The 15,868-nt window shown below is 62.3% G+C and carries 18 protein-coding genes; 5 read left to right on the top strand and 13 right to left on the bottom strand.

The features are described from left to right. The first annotated feature begins 85 nt into the window (after positions 1-85). From HV782_RS20100 to HV782_RS20090, 3 genes are all read left to right on the top strand, one after another. Positions 86-571 carry a GNAT family N-acetyltransferase gene (locus HV782_RS20100; RefSeq protein ID WP_186746401.1) on the top strand — a complete coding sequence of 162 codons (486 nt, stop codon included), beginning with the start codon at positions 86-88 and terminating at the stop codon, positions 569-571. A gap of 142 nt (positions 572-713) precedes the next feature. After that, positions 714-2,126, top strand: a complete 1,413-nt coding sequence (locus HV782_RS20095) for an aspartate aminotransferase family protein (protein WP_186746399.1) — start codon at positions 714-716, stop codon at positions 2,124-2,126. Between the two features lie 82 nt (positions 2,127-2,208). Then, positions 2,209-2,433, top strand: a complete 225-nt coding sequence (locus tag HV782_RS20090; protein WP_123466418.1) for an MbtH family protein — start codon at positions 2,209-2,211, stop codon at positions 2,431-2,433. Positions 2,434-2,565: 132 nt separating this feature from the next. Here the strand turns inward: HV782_RS20090 and HV782_RS20085 are convergent, their stop codons facing one another. From HV782_RS20085 to HV782_RS20050, 8 genes are read right to left on the bottom strand one after another with little or no spacing between them, the layout of a single operon-like run. Continuing rightward, positions 2,566-3,471, bottom strand: coding sequence for a metal ABC transporter substrate-binding protein (locus HV782_RS20085; RefSeq protein ID WP_186746397.1), 906 nt, complete (start codon positions 3,469-3,471; stop codon positions 2,566-2,568). Next, entirely contained in the window at positions 3,472-4,371 is a 900-nt protein-coding gene (locus HV782_RS20080; RefSeq protein ID WP_123467302.1) for a metal ABC transporter permease, read from the bottom strand. Continuing rightward, on the bottom strand, positions 4,371-5,234 hold the full coding sequence (locus HV782_RS20075) for a metal ABC transporter ATP-binding protein (protein ID WP_128616204.1): 864 nt from the start codon (positions 5,232-5,234) through the stop codon (positions 4,371-4,373). The genes HV782_RS20080 and HV782_RS20075 overlap by 1 nt, the downstream gene beginning before the upstream one ends. After that, positions 5,231-6,160: a metal ABC transporter substrate-binding protein gene (locus HV782_RS20070; protein WP_186746388.1), complete on the bottom strand. Its 930-nt coding sequence runs from the start codon at positions 6,158-6,160 to the stop codon at positions 5,231-5,233. The genes HV782_RS20075 and HV782_RS20070 overlap by 4 nt, the downstream gene beginning before the upstream one ends. A gap of 35 nt (positions 6,161-6,195) precedes the next feature. Next, entirely contained in the window at positions 6,196-6,771 is a 576-nt protein-coding gene (locus HV782_RS20065) for a DUF6162 family protein (RefSeq protein ID WP_186746386.1), read from the bottom strand. Further along, a complete protein-coding gene (locus HV782_RS20060; RefSeq protein ID WP_186746384.1) occupies positions 6,768-7,109 on the bottom strand; it encodes a hypothetical protein in 342 nt (113 codons plus the stop codon). The genes HV782_RS20065 and HV782_RS20060 overlap by 4 nt, the downstream gene beginning before the upstream one ends. Continuing rightward, positions 7,106-7,648: a PA2404 family protein gene (locus tag HV782_RS20055; protein ID WP_186746382.1), complete on the bottom strand. Its 543-nt coding sequence runs from the start codon at positions 7,646-7,648 to the stop codon at positions 7,106-7,108. Before HV782_RS20055 ends, HV782_RS20060 begins: the two co-directional genes overlap by 4 nt. After that, entirely contained in the window at positions 7,645-8,844 is a 1,200-nt protein-coding gene (locus HV782_RS20050) for a PepSY-associated TM helix domain-containing protein (protein ID WP_186746380.1), read from the bottom strand. The genes HV782_RS20055 and HV782_RS20050 overlap by 4 nt, the downstream gene beginning before the upstream one ends. Before the next feature lie 311 nt (positions 8,845-9,155). Between HV782_RS20050 and leuC the strand changes: the two genes are divergently transcribed. Both leuC and leuD read left to right on the top strand, forming a co-directional pair. After that, positions 9,156-10,574 (top strand): 3-isopropylmalate dehydratase large subunit, encoded by a 1,419-nt coding sequence (leuC, locus tag HV782_RS20045; RefSeq protein ID WP_186746378.1) that lies wholly within the window; start codon positions 9,156-9,158, stop codon positions 10,572-10,574. Then, on the top strand, positions 10,571-11,185 hold the full coding sequence (leuD, locus tag HV782_RS20040; protein ID WP_186746376.1) for a 3-isopropylmalate dehydratase small subunit: 615 nt from the start codon (positions 10,571-10,573) through the stop codon (positions 11,183-11,185). Before leuC ends, leuD begins: the two co-directional genes overlap by 4 nt. Before the next feature lie 109 nt (positions 11,186-11,294). Here leuD and HV782_RS20035 read toward each other — a convergent pair whose 3' ends face one another. From HV782_RS20035 to soxR, 5 genes are all read right to left on the bottom strand, one after another. Next, entirely contained in the window at positions 11,295-12,209 is a 915-nt protein-coding gene (locus HV782_RS20035; RefSeq protein WP_185015805.1) for a LysR substrate-binding domain-containing protein, read from the bottom strand. A gap of 57 nt (positions 12,210-12,266) precedes the next feature. Beyond that, entirely contained in the window at positions 12,267-13,568 is a 1,302-nt protein-coding gene (locus tag HV782_RS20030; RefSeq protein ID WP_186746374.1) for a dicarboxylate/amino acid:cation symporter, read from the bottom strand. Positions 13,569-13,664: 96 nt separating this feature from the next. After that, positions 13,665-14,540, bottom strand: coding sequence for an alpha/beta fold hydrolase (locus tag HV782_RS20025; RefSeq protein WP_186746372.1), 876 nt, complete (start codon positions 14,538-14,540; stop codon positions 13,665-13,667). A gap of 223 nt (positions 14,541-14,763) precedes the next feature. Further along, the gene (locus HV782_RS20020) at positions 14,764-15,222 is read right to left on the bottom strand and encodes a VOC family protein (protein WP_186746370.1); all 459 of its coding nucleotides are present in this window, start codon (positions 15,220-15,222) and stop codon (positions 14,764-14,766) included. Between the two features lie 162 nt (positions 15,223-15,384). Then, on the bottom strand, positions 15,385-15,840 hold the full coding sequence (gene soxR / locus HV782_RS20015; protein ID WP_123466391.1) for a redox-sensitive transcriptional activator SoxR: 456 nt from the start codon (positions 15,838-15,840) through the stop codon (positions 15,385-15,387). Positions 15,841-15,868 lie beyond the last annotated feature (28 nt).

Below are 15,868 nucleotides of genomic sequence, written 5' to 3'. Positions count from 1 at the left end.
ATGTAACTTCTCTCCATTAGTCATCCGGCCGCTGCGGGGTTAAGGTCGCTGCAGCTTTGACTCAATGGATTGAGGGGATCGCGCCATGGAAGCACCCATCTGTATTCGTCCGGCCACCCTGGCCGACACCGGCATTATCAGCCGCATCATCGAGCGTTCGATCCGCATCGGTTGTGCACTCGACCACCGCAACAATCCCCGGCAAGTCGATGCCTGGGTCCGCCAGCAGTCCGCCGGACACCTCTGTACGTGGCTCGCCGATGCACGTTTCTACCTCAACCTCGCCCTGTTGCAGGACAAACCGGTGGGAGTCGGCATGGCCCTGGCCAGTGGCGATATCACCCTGTGCTACGTGCAGCCGGAGTGCTTCCGCCGTGGCGTCGGGCGGGCGCTGATGGATGATCTTCAAGGCTGGTTGCGCCTGCGCGGGGTGCAGCGGGTCAGTCTCAATAGCACCCGTACCGGCGAGGCGTTCTATCGACACCTGGGCTATCGCCAAGCGGCGCCGCCCTTGACCCATGAAGGTTTGCAGACTCTGCCCATGGTCCGGTCGTTTCCCGCCTGCGCCTGACAAACGATCAAGTGCCTAAATCCTCGGGACGCTTAAGCGTTTCCAGAACAGGAAAACCTGCATGTGCGCTCCGCGACCGGAACGCGCACCTGTCCAGTGTGCTGTTTTGGTCACTATCCATAGCGTATTGAGGGGTCGAGAGATGTCAGTCGCCACCAGCCTTATCGAACATTCATCGGCCCGGGTCGCCTCGGTGCCGGCCGAAACGTTGTACCAGTTCCATGAATCACCGTTGCTCGCTCGCCAAAGCCAGCAGGAATCCAATGCGCGCAGTTATCCACGGCGCATTCCCCTGGCGCTCAAGCGTGCCAAGGGCCTGTACGTCGAAGATGTCGAAGGACGCAGCTTCATTGACTGCCTGGCCGGTGCCGGCACGTTGGCACTGGGGCATAACCACCCGGTGGTGATCGAGGCGATCCAGCAAGTGCTGGCCGATGAGTTGCCGCTGCACACCCTCGACCTGACCACGCCGGTCAAGGATCAGTTCGTGCAGGATTTGTTCGGTCTGCTGCCGCCGGCGCTGGCAGCGCAGGCGAAAATCCAGTTCTGCGGCCCGACCGGCACCGATGCCGTGGAAGCCGCGCTGAAACTGGTGCGCACCGCGACCGGGCGCAGCACCGTGCTGTCGTTCTCTGGCGGTTACCACGGCATGAGCCAGGGAGCGTTGAGCCTGATGGGCAGCCTGGGGCCGAAAAAACCGTTGGGCGCCTTGCTCAGTAACGGCGTGCAATTCATGCCGTTCCCTTACGACTACCGCTGCCCGTTCGGCCTCGGTGGCGCGGCTGGTGTCAACGCCAACCTGAGCTATCTGGAAAACCTGCTCAACGATCCGGAGGCCGGCGTGCAGTTGCCGGCGGCGGTGATTGTCGAAGCGGTGCAGGGCGAGGGCGGTGTGATTCCGGCGGACATTGAGTGGCTGCGCGGTTTGCGCCGTATCACCGAGAAGGCCGGCGTGGCGTTGATCGTCGACGAGATCCAGAGCGGGTTTGCTCGCACCGGCAAGATGTTCGCCTTTGAACATGCCGGCATCACCCCAGACGTAGTGGTGCTGTCCAAAGCCATCGGTGGCAGCCTGCCGCTGGCGGTGGTGGTCTACCGCGACTGGCTCGATACCTGGCAGCCGGGCGCCCACGCCGGCACGTTCCGTGGCAACCAGATGGCGATGGCCGCCGGTTCTGCGGTGATGCGTTATCTGGTCGAACACAAGGTGTGCGAGCACGCCGAAGCCATGGGCGCACGTCTCAGCGAGCATCTGCGCATTCTGCAGCGTGACTTCCCGCAACTGGGCGATATCCGTGGGCGGGGCCTGATGCTCGGGGTTGAACTGGTCGATCCGAGTGGCCCGGTGGACGCGCTCGGTCATCCACCGGCCTTCGCTCGCCTGGCGCCGCTGGTGCAGCGCGAGTGCCTCAAGCGCGGCCTGATCCTCGAACTGGGCGGTCGTCACGGCGCGGTGGTGCGTTTCCTGCCGCCGCTGGTGATCACTGCCACCGAAATTGATCACGTCGCCGAGATCTTCGGTCGCGCGTTAGCCGCTGCCACCGCTGCGCTGTAAATTTTTTGCCGCGCCGCACGTTCTTTCTACATACCCGGCTGCACCTGTGGTGCAGCCCACCTTACAACGATGGAGAACCAGCATGACGTCAGTATTCGACCGCGAGGACATCCTCTTTCAGGTCGTGGTCAACCACGAAGAGCAGTATTCGATCTGGCCGGACTACAAAGCCGTGCCGCAAGGCTGGCGCACCGTGGGCAAGAGCGGCCTGAAAAAGGAATGCCTGGCCTACATCGAAGAGGTCTGGACCGATATGCGCCCACTGAGCCTGCGGCAGAAAATGGAAGCGCAGGTTGCCGCGCAATAAGCTGCCGGGCAAAAAGAAACCCGCTGAACCGGAGACGGTCAGCGGGTTTTTTCATGCCCCGGATTTGTGTTGGCTGGGCAGGCCCTATCGCTAGCAGGGTAGCGATGAACGGTAACGCGGTTTCGGCTGAAACTAAGCCCCGCTCAGACCTTTGAGCAGCAAATCCACATTACCCTCAAGCTCCGCCACCGGATCCGCCGCATCGGTGCTCAACACCACCAGACGACTACCCGATTCGGCAATCGCCGCTTTCACTGGCTCCGAAGGCTGGCGATGATGCAGTACCACCGCGACATCGTTGTCCTTGAGCGTTGTCGTGAGTTTCTTCAGATCCTCTGCCGTCCACTCCGCATCCGGTCGAGGATCCTGGCCGATCAGTTCCAGGTTCATGCTGCCGATCAGATAACCAAAGTGATCGCTCAAACTCATCACGCTCAGATTGTCAGCGCTGGCCAGACGCGCCTCACTGTCGGCACTGAGTTTCAGCAGACGCTGTTTCAATGCCGCCAGATTCGCCTCAATGGCAGGCTTGGCGCTAGGGGCCAGGCGCACCAGGTCCGCCGCCATCACGTCGGCCATGCGCCCCATGTTATTGCTCGCCAGCCAGGGCTGACTGTTCAGGCCATCAACCTTCAGGCCCGGTTGCACGGCAATGCCGGGCAGGGCGCCGTCCACCGGGCGCGCGGCGTCGACTTCAACGATGCGGATATTGCTGCGCCGGGCGATCGGGTACAGCGGATCATCGGCCCACAGCGAACGCACGCCGATCACGGCATCGGCATCGGTCGCCAGTTTGCTCAGCGCCGGAGCACCACGACCGGTGAAGTACGCGGTCTGACGACTGCCCGGCAGGTTTGCCGGTGCCGCACGTTCAAGGTTGACGTCAGTGCCTTTGAGCAGCACTTCGCTCAAGCCGTAAGTGATCGGCAACGAGGCCAGCACGCGCAGGGGCTTGGCGTTTTCGGCCGCCAGCAACGGTGTGCCGACCACACCGCACAGCGTGATGGCCAGGGTCAGGTGTTTCAGTGAAAACATCATTTATCCAAGATTCCCTTTCAGACTCGGGACAACCCCGCGCGCGATGGCGGCGAGGGCGAAGGCAATGCCGGCGACCAGAATGATCGCGGCGCCGGACGGAATCGGCAGATCGAACACGATCGGCGCCAGAATCCCGCACAAGGTGCTGACCGTGGCGATCACTACCGAGCACCCGAAAAAGCCTTTCAGCGACTGGCTGAGCAACCGCGCAGCGGCGGCGGGAATCACCAGCAGGGCGCCGACCAGAATCGCACCGATCACTTTCACTGCGGCGACGGTGATCAGCGTCACCAGAATCACGAACAGATAATCCAGGGTCTTCACGGCCACGCCACGTACCGCCGCCAGTTGCGGGTTGAAACTGGCGAGCATGATGCGGTTGTACAGCGGCAGCGCCAGGGCCATGACCAGCGAACCGACGATGGCCAGCACCGCCAGATCATTGCCATTGACCGTCAGTACCGAGCCGAACAGCACGTTTTCCAGAATGTGCACGTTGATCTTGCCCGCCAGAATCAGCAGCAGGCTCGCCCCCAGGGCCAGCGATACCGAGAGGAACACGCCGATCAAGGTGTCCGGCGCCAGACCCGTGCGGTTGCGCAGGTAATTAAGCAGAATGCCGAACAACAGGCAGTAACCGAACAGGCTGCCGTACGGCCCGGTGTAGGGTTCGCCAAGCAGAATGCCGATGGCCACGCCGGTCAGCGCCGCGTGGCCGACCGCTTCAGAGAAAAACGCAAAGCGCTTGACCACCACCAGCGTGCCCAGGCCGCCGAGTACCGGACCGATCAACAGCCCGGCAAGCAGCGCATTGACGACAAAACCGTAGGCCAATGCTTCCGGCAGATAACCGGACGAGGCCCAACCCTGGACCATCAAACGGAAGGCTTCGTAACTCATCAGGCACCACTCCGTGGATGGGTCGAGAACAAGGTCAGCAGGCGTTCCGGGGTCAGTGCCTGTTGCGGCGTGGCGTCGAACAGCACGCGACGGTTGAGACCGGTGACGCGATTGGCCAGACGGCCAACGGCTTCCAGGTCATGCTCGATCCACAACACGGTAATGCCTGCGGCACGCCAGTCTGCGAGCAGGCGTTCGAACACCTGAATCCCTGCTTCATCGAGGGCCGACATCGGCTCATCGAGGACCAGCAATTGCGGCGCCGGGATCAAACCCTGGGCGAGAAGCACGCGCTGCCGTTCGCCGCCGGACAAGGCGCCCATGCGGCGTTTGCGTTTGTCCTGCATGCCGACGCGTTCCAGCGCTTCACCGATGGCGCCGGCGTAGTGCTTGCTCAAACCGAGAAACGCCGGGCGACGCTGGCACATGGCGGCCATGAAATCGTCGACCGTCATTGGCAAGCCGCGATCGAACTCCAATGCTTGTGGCACGTAACCGATGGTGCCGGGCGCGCCGGGCCATTGCAGGCTGAGCTGGCCCTGATGCGGCATCTGCCCGAGCAAGGTCTTGATCAGCGAACTCTTGCCGCCGCCGTTGGGGCCAACCAGTGCGTGCACGCTGCCGGGCTGCACCTGAAAGCTGACGTTGTCGAGAATGGTTGTGCGGCCGAGCGTCAGACTGACCTGCGCAAATTCCAGCGTCGGCCCCGAAACCTGTGGGAGCGACGGTGCAACGATTCGACTTGCTCGCGAATGCGGTGTGTCATTCAACAATGATGTCGGCAGGTCCGGCGCCTTCGCGAGCAAGCTCGTTCCCACCGGGGTTTCGGTGTTGTCGGCGATCAGGTTTTCTTTGGAAGTCATGCGCCAGACTCCTGAATCGCCCGCACCACGGTGTTGAGGTTGCCGGTCATTTCCTTTTCGTATTTGTCGGCGGTGTATTCGCCATAGGAAATGTGCGACAGCGGGTACAGCTTGACGCCGGACTCACGCTGGATGGTTTCGACGTACGTCGACGGGAAGTCCATCTCCGAGAAGATCACTTTCACGTCGAGTTCGCGCAGTTGATCGATGGTCTTTTTCAATTGGCTCGGACTCGGCTCGATGCCGTGAGCCGGTTCGACCACGGCGGTCACTTCCAGACCAAACTCGCGCAGCAGGTAGTCGTAAGCCGCGTGCACCGTGGCCACGCGCAGTTCGGCGTTCGGCGCCTGGGTCAGTTTGGCCAGTGCGTCGGCGCGCATCTGCCGCAGGCGTTTACCGTAGGCGCGGGCGTTCTGGGTGTAAGTCTTGGCGTTGTCCGGGTCGAGCTTGCCCAGTTCGCGGGCGATGTTGTTGACCTGGGCAATGGACGCGCTGATCGACAGGAACGTGTGCGGATTCACCACTTTGCCGGCCCCGCGCGCGGCGGTACCGGTGGCGGCCAGCAGCGGCACGTTTTCGTTGGCTTCGATGGTCTTGATGTTCGGCGTTTCACTGGCGGCGATCATGCGGTCGGCGAAGTCGTCATGGCCGACCCCGTTGAGCACGATCACGTCCAGTCCGCTGATGCGTTTGATGTCTTCGGCCCGGGGCTCGTAGGCGTGCGGGTTGAAGCCGGCGGGAATCAGCGGCACCACGTCGGCCTTGTCGCCGACGATGTTCGCCACGTAGCTGTAATAAGGGTGCAGGGTGATGCCGATGCGCAGGCGCTTGGCCGGATCGGCGCTGACCAGCGGGCTCAGCAGGCAGACGCAAAGGCCAGCCAGAAACAGACGCAACAACGGACGGCGAGGGGATGAAATAGACATGGGCAAACGGTCTTCTCTCGAATGCGGGCGAAGGATCAATGGCGATGTTCGCGGGTAACCCCGGCATCGAATTGCGCGACGATCTGTTTCCAGCCGGCAGCGGACAGGGCGGCGGCGTCCAGCTGTTTCGGGGTTTGCACGGCCACGTCACGGTTGAGCCAGATGTCCGGCGCGGCCTGCGCGTCGGCGCCGGGCAGCATCACGAACGAACCGGCGACGGCAGGCGTCTGGCTATGGCCGAAATAGGCGCTGTCCGCCAGCAATTGCCAGGCGTGGCCGCCGCGACTGACCGAACTGGCATCCTGGGCAAACGGCGCGAATCCTTCATCGGCAAGATTTTGCGGAGTCGGCAGGGTGTGCTGTTCTTCGCGCAGCAGGCGAATTTCGTCCAGCGTCACCCGCAGGTCGGCATAGATGCCTTGCTCGGCGGCGCTGAGATCGCGGCGGGCGTCCAGCTGGTTGCTGGCGACCGGCTCCGGCTCATGGTCCACCCCGCGCCACGCCACCACCGAACCGGCAATCGCCAGAATCAGCAGGCACAACAGCAGCACATTGAGGGTTTCATGCCCGGCGCCGGCCGGGCGCACGATGTGTATGGTTGGCTTCGTCATGGGGCCTCGATATCGGCTTGGTCGATCTCGACCACGTGGCCGGGGCCCGCGTCGAACAGCACGTAGAATTCGCCACCGGGCTTCTTGAAGGTCAGGGTCGAATCGGCACCCAGTTTGCCCGGTACCAGAATGGTCTCGTCATAACCGATCACATCGAGGGTCACCCCTGGCGCACCGCTGCCGTCGGAAAAACCGCCGGTGCATCTGATCTGCTCAGCGTCGATGGCTTTGCACTCGCACATCGGGTTATGCGCCAGGGCGCCGGTACTGAAACCGGCGCCGAGCACCAGCAGGGCGGCACTCAACCGCAGGCGCAGAGAGCGTTGAGAGCGGGTCATGGTTTGGCTCCTTGTTTGTTCAGCCAGGCCAGCGTGGCGGGGGAGGCCTGGCTCAATGGGATCGAGGCCTGATGCATGCTGCCGTCCCAGCCTTCCATGGTGATCCACAGTTCGGCGTCGGGACGGGTCTTTTCCGGGATCGGCATTTGCGTGCCCATGCGGTAGGGGGTGCCGAAGAAAATGGTGCCGGCGGCGCGCAGGCTGCGTGGCTTGCCGATGCGCAGGTAGGTGGCCTTGACCTGCTCGATGCAGGTGTCGCAGAGCGCAGCGCTGAAGTTCTTCATGTAGCCGGCCGGGCCAGTGAGTACCGGCGCTTCGTTGCGCAGTTCGGCCAGGCGCAGGCTCCACGGACCGACCTGGATGTCGCCGATTTCCCGTTGCCCGAGACCGCTGTCGCCGCGAAACAGCGAGGCGTCGGCGAAGTACTTGGGCATGAAGCCCAGCGGGATCAACAACAGCAGGACATTGATGTGGAAACGCCATTTGCGCCACAAGCGTGACAGGGGCGAAGGTGGCGTGGTCGCCTTGGACTTGCTCACAGGCTGGCCTCCGAAGGTTCACGGCTCATGACCGGTTGCGCCTTGATGCGGTTTTTCTTGTCCTCGCGCTTGAGCGCGTTGGCCGTGGCCAGGGCGGTGCGCTTGGTCCAGATCAGCAGGCCGCTGAGTACCATCAGGCTCAGCAGCAGGCCGAAGAAGAACCAGATCAGCTTGATCCAGATACCGCCGAAGTCACCGGTGTGCAGCGGGCGCATCGACTCGGTGACGAACTCCAGCGAGGAACGATCGGAGAGCAACCGTGAAGCGGCCATGTCGCCGTTGTACGGGTTGAGCGTGGCGGTCTGGAACATCAGCGGATACCAGCCGCGTCCACCGACGCTCATGTGGCTGTAGGCATTGCCCGGCAGGCTGACGAAACTGGCTTCCAGCCCGGGAATCTTCTGCTGGGCGATTTCGACGGCCCGGTCCAGGCTGATCCGTGGTGGCGGTGTGCCGGCCGCGGAAATCGGCACGCTCTCACGGGACATTGCCGGAATGATCGGCTCGCTGGAGATGGAAATCTGGTTGTCGAACAGAATCGCGCGAATCAGGAACCAGATGCCGGTGATGGAGATCACCGCGATGAACCAGATCGACCAGATGCCGCACAACCGATGGAAGTCGCCCCAGAAGATCCGGGCGCCATGGCGCACTCGCAGGGTCGGGCGCAGGAAGCCTTTCCAGAATTTTTTGTAGACCACCAGGCCGGTGATCAACGACACCAGCATCGGCACGCCGAGGAATGACACCAGGTACCAGCCCCAGCTGTAGCCGTTGGTGAACGGCACCAGCCACCAGCCATGCAGGGCGCGGGTGAAGGCTTTGAAATCGAAGCTGGGCGCGGTGCCCTGGATCACCCCGGTGTACGGATTGACGTAGACCGTCAGCGAGCGCCCGTCGGGGTAGCTGACTTCAACGTCCAGGGCAAAGTGCGACTCGTCCGGCCGGCTGATGCTTTGCACCAGGGTTTGCGGTTCGGCGGTTTTGATCGCCGCCAGAACCTCGTCGTAGCTGAGCCGTGGGGCGTCGTCCGACGGCGGGCTGGCGCGCATTTGCGGGTTGGCCAGCCAGACGATTTCCTGACTGACCACCGCCAATGTGCCGGTGACACAGACGATCAACACAAAAAACCAGATCGGTAACGCCAGCCAGCTATGCACCAGGAACCACAGTTTGGAGCGGGATTTCTTCGACATGATTGCGCGTCTTGATAGCGGTGAAAGGGCGCGTGGCTACGGGCTTCGCAGCACGGCATTCCCCGAAAGACCGGTCGTGGCTTTTGCCTACGCGAACGGTCTGCATCTCTATAGGACGGATGAGCAAGGCAAATCCCGATAAAGGATATGAAAGTAAATGTTTCGCAGTTCGCTCGATGCCCTCCCACAGGGGGCGTTCGAGGCCGGGATTGAACACGATTCATGATCTGCGCCATCACTGTCCGCCGATTGATGGCCAGCCCCCGCTCCCTATGATGGAAACCACACGGTTTCCTTGAGTGAGCGCTTTGATGACCCCCAGAACCCTCTACGACAAACATATCGACTCGCACACGGTGTGCCGCCTCGACGATCAGGGCCACGTGCTGCTCTATATCGACCGGCAGGTGATCAACGAATACACCAGTCCGCAGGCCTTCAGCGGTTTGCGGGCTGCCGGCCGCACGGTCTGGCGGCCGGGCACGGCGCTGGCGGTGGTCGATCACGTCAACCCGACGGCGCCGCTGCGGGTCGCCGCAATGCCCGATGCCGGTGGGGCGCGGCAGGTGTCGTATCTGGCGGAAAACTGCCGTGACTTCGGGATCGAACTGCTCGACATCCTCGACAAGCGCCAAGGGATCGAACATGTGATCGCCCCGGAGCAGGGTTTCATCCTGCCGGGCATGGTCATTGCCGCTGGCGACAGCCACACCACGACCTACGGCGCGCTGGGTGCATTCGGTTTCGGCATCGGCACCTCCGAGATCGAGCACCTGCTGGCCTCGCAGACCCTGGTCTATAAACGCCTGAAAAGCCTGCGAGTGACCGTCGATGGCGAACTGGCGCCGGGCCTGACGTCGAAAGACCTGATCATGGCGCTGATCGGCCGGATCGGCGCGTCCGGGGCCACCGGTTACGCCATCGAATTCTGCGGGGCGACCATTGATGCCCTGAGCGTCGAAGCCCGCATGACCATCTGCAACATGGCGGTCGAGGCCGGCGCCCGCGGCGCTTTCATGGCCCCGGATGAGAAAGTGTTCGCTTATCTCAAAGGCAAACCACGTGCGCCGCAAGGTGAGCTGTGGGAACAAGGCCTGAAGACTTGGCGCGAATTGCGCAGTGATCCCGGGGCGCTGTTTGACCGGGAAATCCACCTCGATGCCCGTGAACTGGAACCGATGGTCACTTGGGGCACCAGTCCGGACCAGGTTGCCCCGATGGGCGCGCGAGTGCCCGATCCGCAAACCGTCAGCGATCCGATCCTGCGTCAGGACATGCGCCGCGCCCTCAACTATATGGGCCTGGAACCGGGCATGGCGCTGAGCGATATCGTCATCAGCCACGCTTTCATTGGCTCGTGCACCAACGCCCGGATCGAAGACCTGCGCGATGCCGCCAGTGTTGTGCGTGGTCAGCAAGTGGCCGGGCATGTGCGGGCGATGATCGTGCCCGGCTCCAGTGAGGTGCGTGCCCAGGCCGAAGCTGAAGGCCTGGCGCATATCTTTATCGACGCCGGGTTCGAATGGCGTCAGTCCGGTTGTTCGATGTGCCTGGCGATGAACGATGACGTGCTCGCCCCCGGCGACCGCTGTGCTTCCAGCACCAACCGCAATTTCGAAGGCCGCCAGGGTGCCGGTGCGCGTACCCACCTGATGAGCCCGGCGATGGTCGCCGCCGCCGCGATCCGCGGTCGTCTCACCGACATCCGCCACTTTGGAGAACGCCCATGAGCCTGCAACCCTTCACCCACGTCAGCGGCCAGGCCGCGCCATTGCTGGCGGCCAACGTCGACACCGACGTGATCATGCCCAAGCAGTTTCTCAAAGGCATCGACCGTCAGGGGCTGGATCGCGGATTGTTTTTCGACCTGCGATTCCGGGCGGATGGCACGCCCGATCCTGCATTCGTGCTGAACCAGCCTGCGTGGCAGGGTGCGAGTTTTCTGGTGGTCGGTCCTAACTTCGGCTGTGGTTCCAGCCGTGAACACGCGGTGTGGGGCTTGCAGCAAATGGGCATTCGCGCGCTGATCGGCAGCAGTTTTGCCGGGATCTTTTTTGATAACTGCCAGCGCAACGGGGTGTTGTTGATTACCCTGGACGGCGCGCAGGTACAGCGGATCGGAGCGCTTGTCGGGCAGCCTGAAACGGCGCGGATCAGCATTGATCTGGAGGCGCAACACATTGCCCTGGCGGATGGCAGCGTAATCGGGTTCCAGATCGACACTTTGCGCAAAACCGCGCTGCTGCTGGGGCTGGACGCCATCGGCAGCACCTTGCAACGCCGCGAACAGATCAAAGATTTCGAACGCCAGCACCTGGCCAACAACCCTTGGCTTTCCTGATATCCCTGTGTAGGCGTGAGCCTGCTTGCGATGGCGGTGTGTCAGGTACAACGGTCCTGACTGAACCATCGCTATCGCGAGCAGGCTCACTCCTACAGGGGGGGCGGGGCTACAGCGATAACCCTTTGAAATGTTCCTGCAAGAACTCTACGCACGCGCGCAATTTTCCCGAATGTGCCAGCCGCGTCGGGTACACCGCCCAGACGTTCGCGCTCTGGCTGTAGTCCTCCAGCACCTGCACCAGCCGCCCTTGCGCCAGCAGCGGTTTCACATCCCACAGTGAGCGCAGTAACACCCCGCGTCCGTCCAGCGCCCATTGCAAGACAATCTCGCCGTTGTTTGACGACAATGGCCCACTGACCCGCACGCTCTCTTGCCCGCCATCGCGATCCAGATTCCAGATGCCGAAGGCGTTGTCGCGCTCCTTGATCACCAGGCAATCGTGCTGTTGCAGTTCATCCAGGGTCTGCGGTGTGCCGCGACGTTGCAGATAACCGGGGGCGGCGCACAGCACCCGCCGGTTACTGGCCAGACGCCGGCCGAGGTGCTGGCCGGGAATGTCATCGCCAACGCGGATCTCCAGGTCAAAGCCTTCGTTGATGATGTCCACCACCCGGTCGAACAGGTCGAGGCGAATTTCCAGGTGCGGATAACGTTCCGCCAGCAACGACACCGCGGGTGCCACGTGATTGCGCCCGAAACCGAAACTGCTGCAGATGTGCAAACGCCCACGTGGGCTGTCGTGCGCGTCGGACAGCTCGTCGTGCAGTTGCTGAAAGTCATCGAGAATGCGCAACGCCCAGCGCTGCACCCGTTCGCCGTCCTCGGTCAGCGAGACACGACGACTGGTGCGGTGCAGCAGACGAGTGCCGAGGGTGGTTTCGAGAATCTGGATGCGTTTGCTGACGTAGGCCGGTGACAGGCCCAACTCATCGGCCGCGGCGGCGAAGCCGTTCTGGCGGATCACGGTGAGCAGCACACGCAGGTCTTCGGGCAGGGGCACGGTGTCTTTCTTCTGGGACATGTCAAAAACGAACACTGGCGGCACAAGCCGCCAGAATAGCATTGCCGTTGGCGGCGATTACTCGGTGGCAACTCTGGCTTTGGCGGCACGGGCATGACGGCCGGACTTGAGGGCGATGGGCGCGAGTTTGTCGCGATCCAGTTCACCCTCCCACGCGGCGATGACCAATGCAGCAACCGCGTTGCCAATGATGTTGGTCAGTGAACGGCATTCGGCCATGAAACGGTCGACGCCGAGGATCAGCACCATCGCCGCCACCGGCACGGTCGGCACCACGGCCAGGCTCGCCGCCAGCGCGACAAATCCGGCACCGACCACGGCGCCTGCACCTTTGGAGGTGAGCATGGCCACCGCCAACAAGGTCAGCTGTTGTTCCAGCGACAAGTCGATATTGGTCGCCTGGGCAAGGAACAACACCGCCAGGGTCATATAGATGTTGGTGCCATCCAGGTTGAAGGTGTACCCGGTCGGCACCACGATGCCGACCACGCCTTTCGAAGCGCCCAGGCTTTCCAGTTTCTGGATCAGTTGTGGCAACGCTGATTCGGAGGAGCTGGTGCCGAGCACGATCAGCAGTTCAGCCTTTATATAGCCGAGCAGTTTGAAAATGCTGAATCCGGCGTACCGCGCGATCGCGCCGAGCACGCAGGCCACGAAGATAAACGCGGTCAGGTAGAACGTGCCGATCAGCTTCAACAACGGCAGCAGCGAGCCGACCCCATACTTGCCAATGGTGAAGGCAATCGCGCCGAACGCGCCAATCGGTGCCACCCGGGCAATCATGCCGACAATGCGGAAGAACACTTCACTGGCCTGATTGATGATGCCCACCAGCGGCCGGCCCTTTTCACCGACCATCACCAGCGCCACGCCAAACAGCACCGAAACGAACAGCACCGGGAGAATTTCTCCCTTGGAGAATGCGTCGAAAAACGTCGTCGGGATCACATGCAGGAGAAACCCGGTGATGCCTTCGCCGTGCTCGGCCTGACCGACAAAACCGGCAATCGCCGAGGAGTCGAGGGTCTTCACGTCAATGTTGAAAGCGGCGCCGGGATGCAGCAGATGCGCGGCAAGGATGCCGATCACCAGGGCGAGGCTCGATACCACTTCGAAGTACAGCAACGCTTTGCCGCCGACCCGGCCGACCTGTTTCACGTCGTGCATGCTGGTGATGCCGGAGACCACCGTGCAGAAGATGATCGGGCCGATGATCATCTTGATCAGTTTGATGAAACCGTCACCCAGCGGCTTGAGTTCGACTCCGGCCTGCGGCCAGTAATGGCCGATCAGCACGCCGAGGGCGATGGCGACGAGCACCTGTACATAAAGGGTTCCCAGTAGTTTTCGAATAGTCATTGTTATTATCTCGAGACGGATTTCGGGCATGACGATCCCGCACGGGCCAGTCGAGGCCCGTGGCAGGAAACGGTTCAGGTCAGGGCGAAGCGGCGGTCAGCGCAAAAAGGCCAGCGCTTCGGCGAGCAACAGTTCCGGGACTTCTTCGGCGAGGTAGTGGCCGGCGGGCAATGCCTGGCCACTGACGTCGGCTGCCACCTGCTGCCATTCCTTGAGCGGATCGAAGCAACGCCCGACGGTGCCTTCGGCGCCCCACAACACGCGCAGCGGCAACTTCAGGTGGTGTCCGGCGGCGATGTCGGCGCGGTCGTGCTGCAAGTCGATGTCGGCGCTGGCGCGATAGTCTTCGCAGATGCCGCGGGCACTGCCTGGTCGTTGCAGACAGCGTCGATATTCCGCGAAAGCCTCGTCGGTGAACGGCTTGAGCCCGGCACTGCGGCTGCCCATCACGCTGCGCAGATAAGCCTCGGGATCGGCTTCGATCAGGGTTTCCGGCAATGGCGCCGGGCGGATCAGGAAGAACCAGTGCCAGTAGGCGCGGGCAAATGCTTCGTTGGTCTGCGTGTACATCGACAGGGTCGGCGCGATATCGAGCAGCATCATGCGCTGCACGGCATCCGGGTGATCAAGGGCCAGGCGGTGGGCGACCCGCGCGCCCCGGTCGTGGGCGAGTATCGAAAACCGCTCGAAGCCCAGCGCTTGCATCAACTCGACATTGTCGCGGGCCATTTCGCGTTTCGAGTAATTGCGGTGCAGCTCATCGGCGGCGGGGCGAGCGCTGTCGCCATACCCGCGCAGATCGGCGGCGACCACGGTGAAGTGTTCGGCCAGTTGCTCGGCAATCTTGTGCCAGATCACGTGGGTTTGCGGGTGACCGTGCAGCAGCAACAGGCCCGGTCCGCTGCCGCCGACGCGGCAGGCAATGTCGACGCCGTTGACGTGGCGCTGGTCCTTGAGAAATCCGGCAAACATCGGGCTGATCCTTTTTCAGGGTTCTTGTTGGATGCATCCTGAAAGGGTGTGGCGCTGGGGGCAATACGGGAAGCGTGGTGTGGCTGTTCATGAAGTGTGTTGCGTGTTGCGTGTTGCGTGTGCCGGCCTCTTCGCGGGCAAGCCCGCTCCCACATTTGGAATGCGTTCCCTTGTGTACAAGCGGGCTTGCCCGCGAAGAGGCCATTGCTGGCGCCGAACAAACTCAGCCTTGCTGAAACATCTCCAGCGCCCGCTGCCGAATCTGCGCTTCGGTCAGATCTTCCTTGCGCGAAGCGAGAAACCACAGGTGCCCATAGGGATCCTTCAACGTCCCGCTGCGATCCCCGTAAAACTGATCCTTGACCTCGGACACCGTCGTCGCCCCGGCGTCGAGTGCCCGTTGAAATGATTTGTCGACATCGGTGACATACAGATGCAAACCGACCGACACCGCGTTGTCCGGGCCGCTCAACGGCCCCTGATCGCAAGGCGTACCGAGCATGATCGCGCTGTCGCCGATGCGCAGCTCCGCATGGCCGATTCGGCCGTCGGGCATGTCCAGACGCATGACTTCGGTGGCACCGAAGGCTTTCTTGTAGAAGTCGATGGCTTCGGTGGCCTTATGGATGCCGAGATACGGGGTAATGCTGTGATACCCCTCGGGAATGGGTTTGACGCTCATGACGTTCTCCCTGATTGTTGTTCTATAAATTGGGCTTCACCGGTTTTCCGGAAGAATCACTATAGAACTGTCCTGACGGCCAGGATTTTCAACCGACGAGCAGCACCCGCAAGGCCACGCTCACGTTGACCTTGTGGCAAGCTCCCTCGCCACAACGAACGATTAAGGCTCGACGGGAAAATGCGCCCCCGGCCCCTGTTCCCCCAGCACATCGCCCTGATTGCGCAGCGGACACGCCTCCATCGACAGACACCCACAGCCGATGCAACCGGTGAGCCGGTCGCGCAGCAGGGTCAGTTGGTTGATCCGCTCATCCAGTTCCTGTCGCCATTGCTCGGACAAAACCTTCCAGTCCGCCGCCGTCGGGGCGCGATCCTCCGGGAGCCGCTTCAGCGCCTCGCCAATCTCCGCCAGGGGGATGCCCAGACGCTGGGCGACTTTGATCAATGCCACCCGCCGCAACACCGCCCGTGGATACCGCCGCTGATTGCCGGCATTGCGCTGGCTCTTGATCAGTCCCTTCGATTCATAAAAGTGCAGGGCCGTGACCGCGACGCCGCTGCGGGCCGCGACTTCGCCGACGGTGAGCGGCTTGTGTACGTTTTCCTTGGTGATCATTGCAAAATGCTCTTGACCTTGACTTAAC

The sequence above is a fragment of the Pseudomonas monsensis genome, assembly GCF_014268495.2.
Taxonomy (GTDB): Bacteria; Pseudomonadota; Gammaproteobacteria; order Pseudomonadales; family Pseudomonadaceae; genus Aquipseudomonas; species Aquipseudomonas monsensis.
Note: the sequence above shows the minus strand (reverse complement) of the source record. Positions and strands in the feature narration are given on the sequence as shown.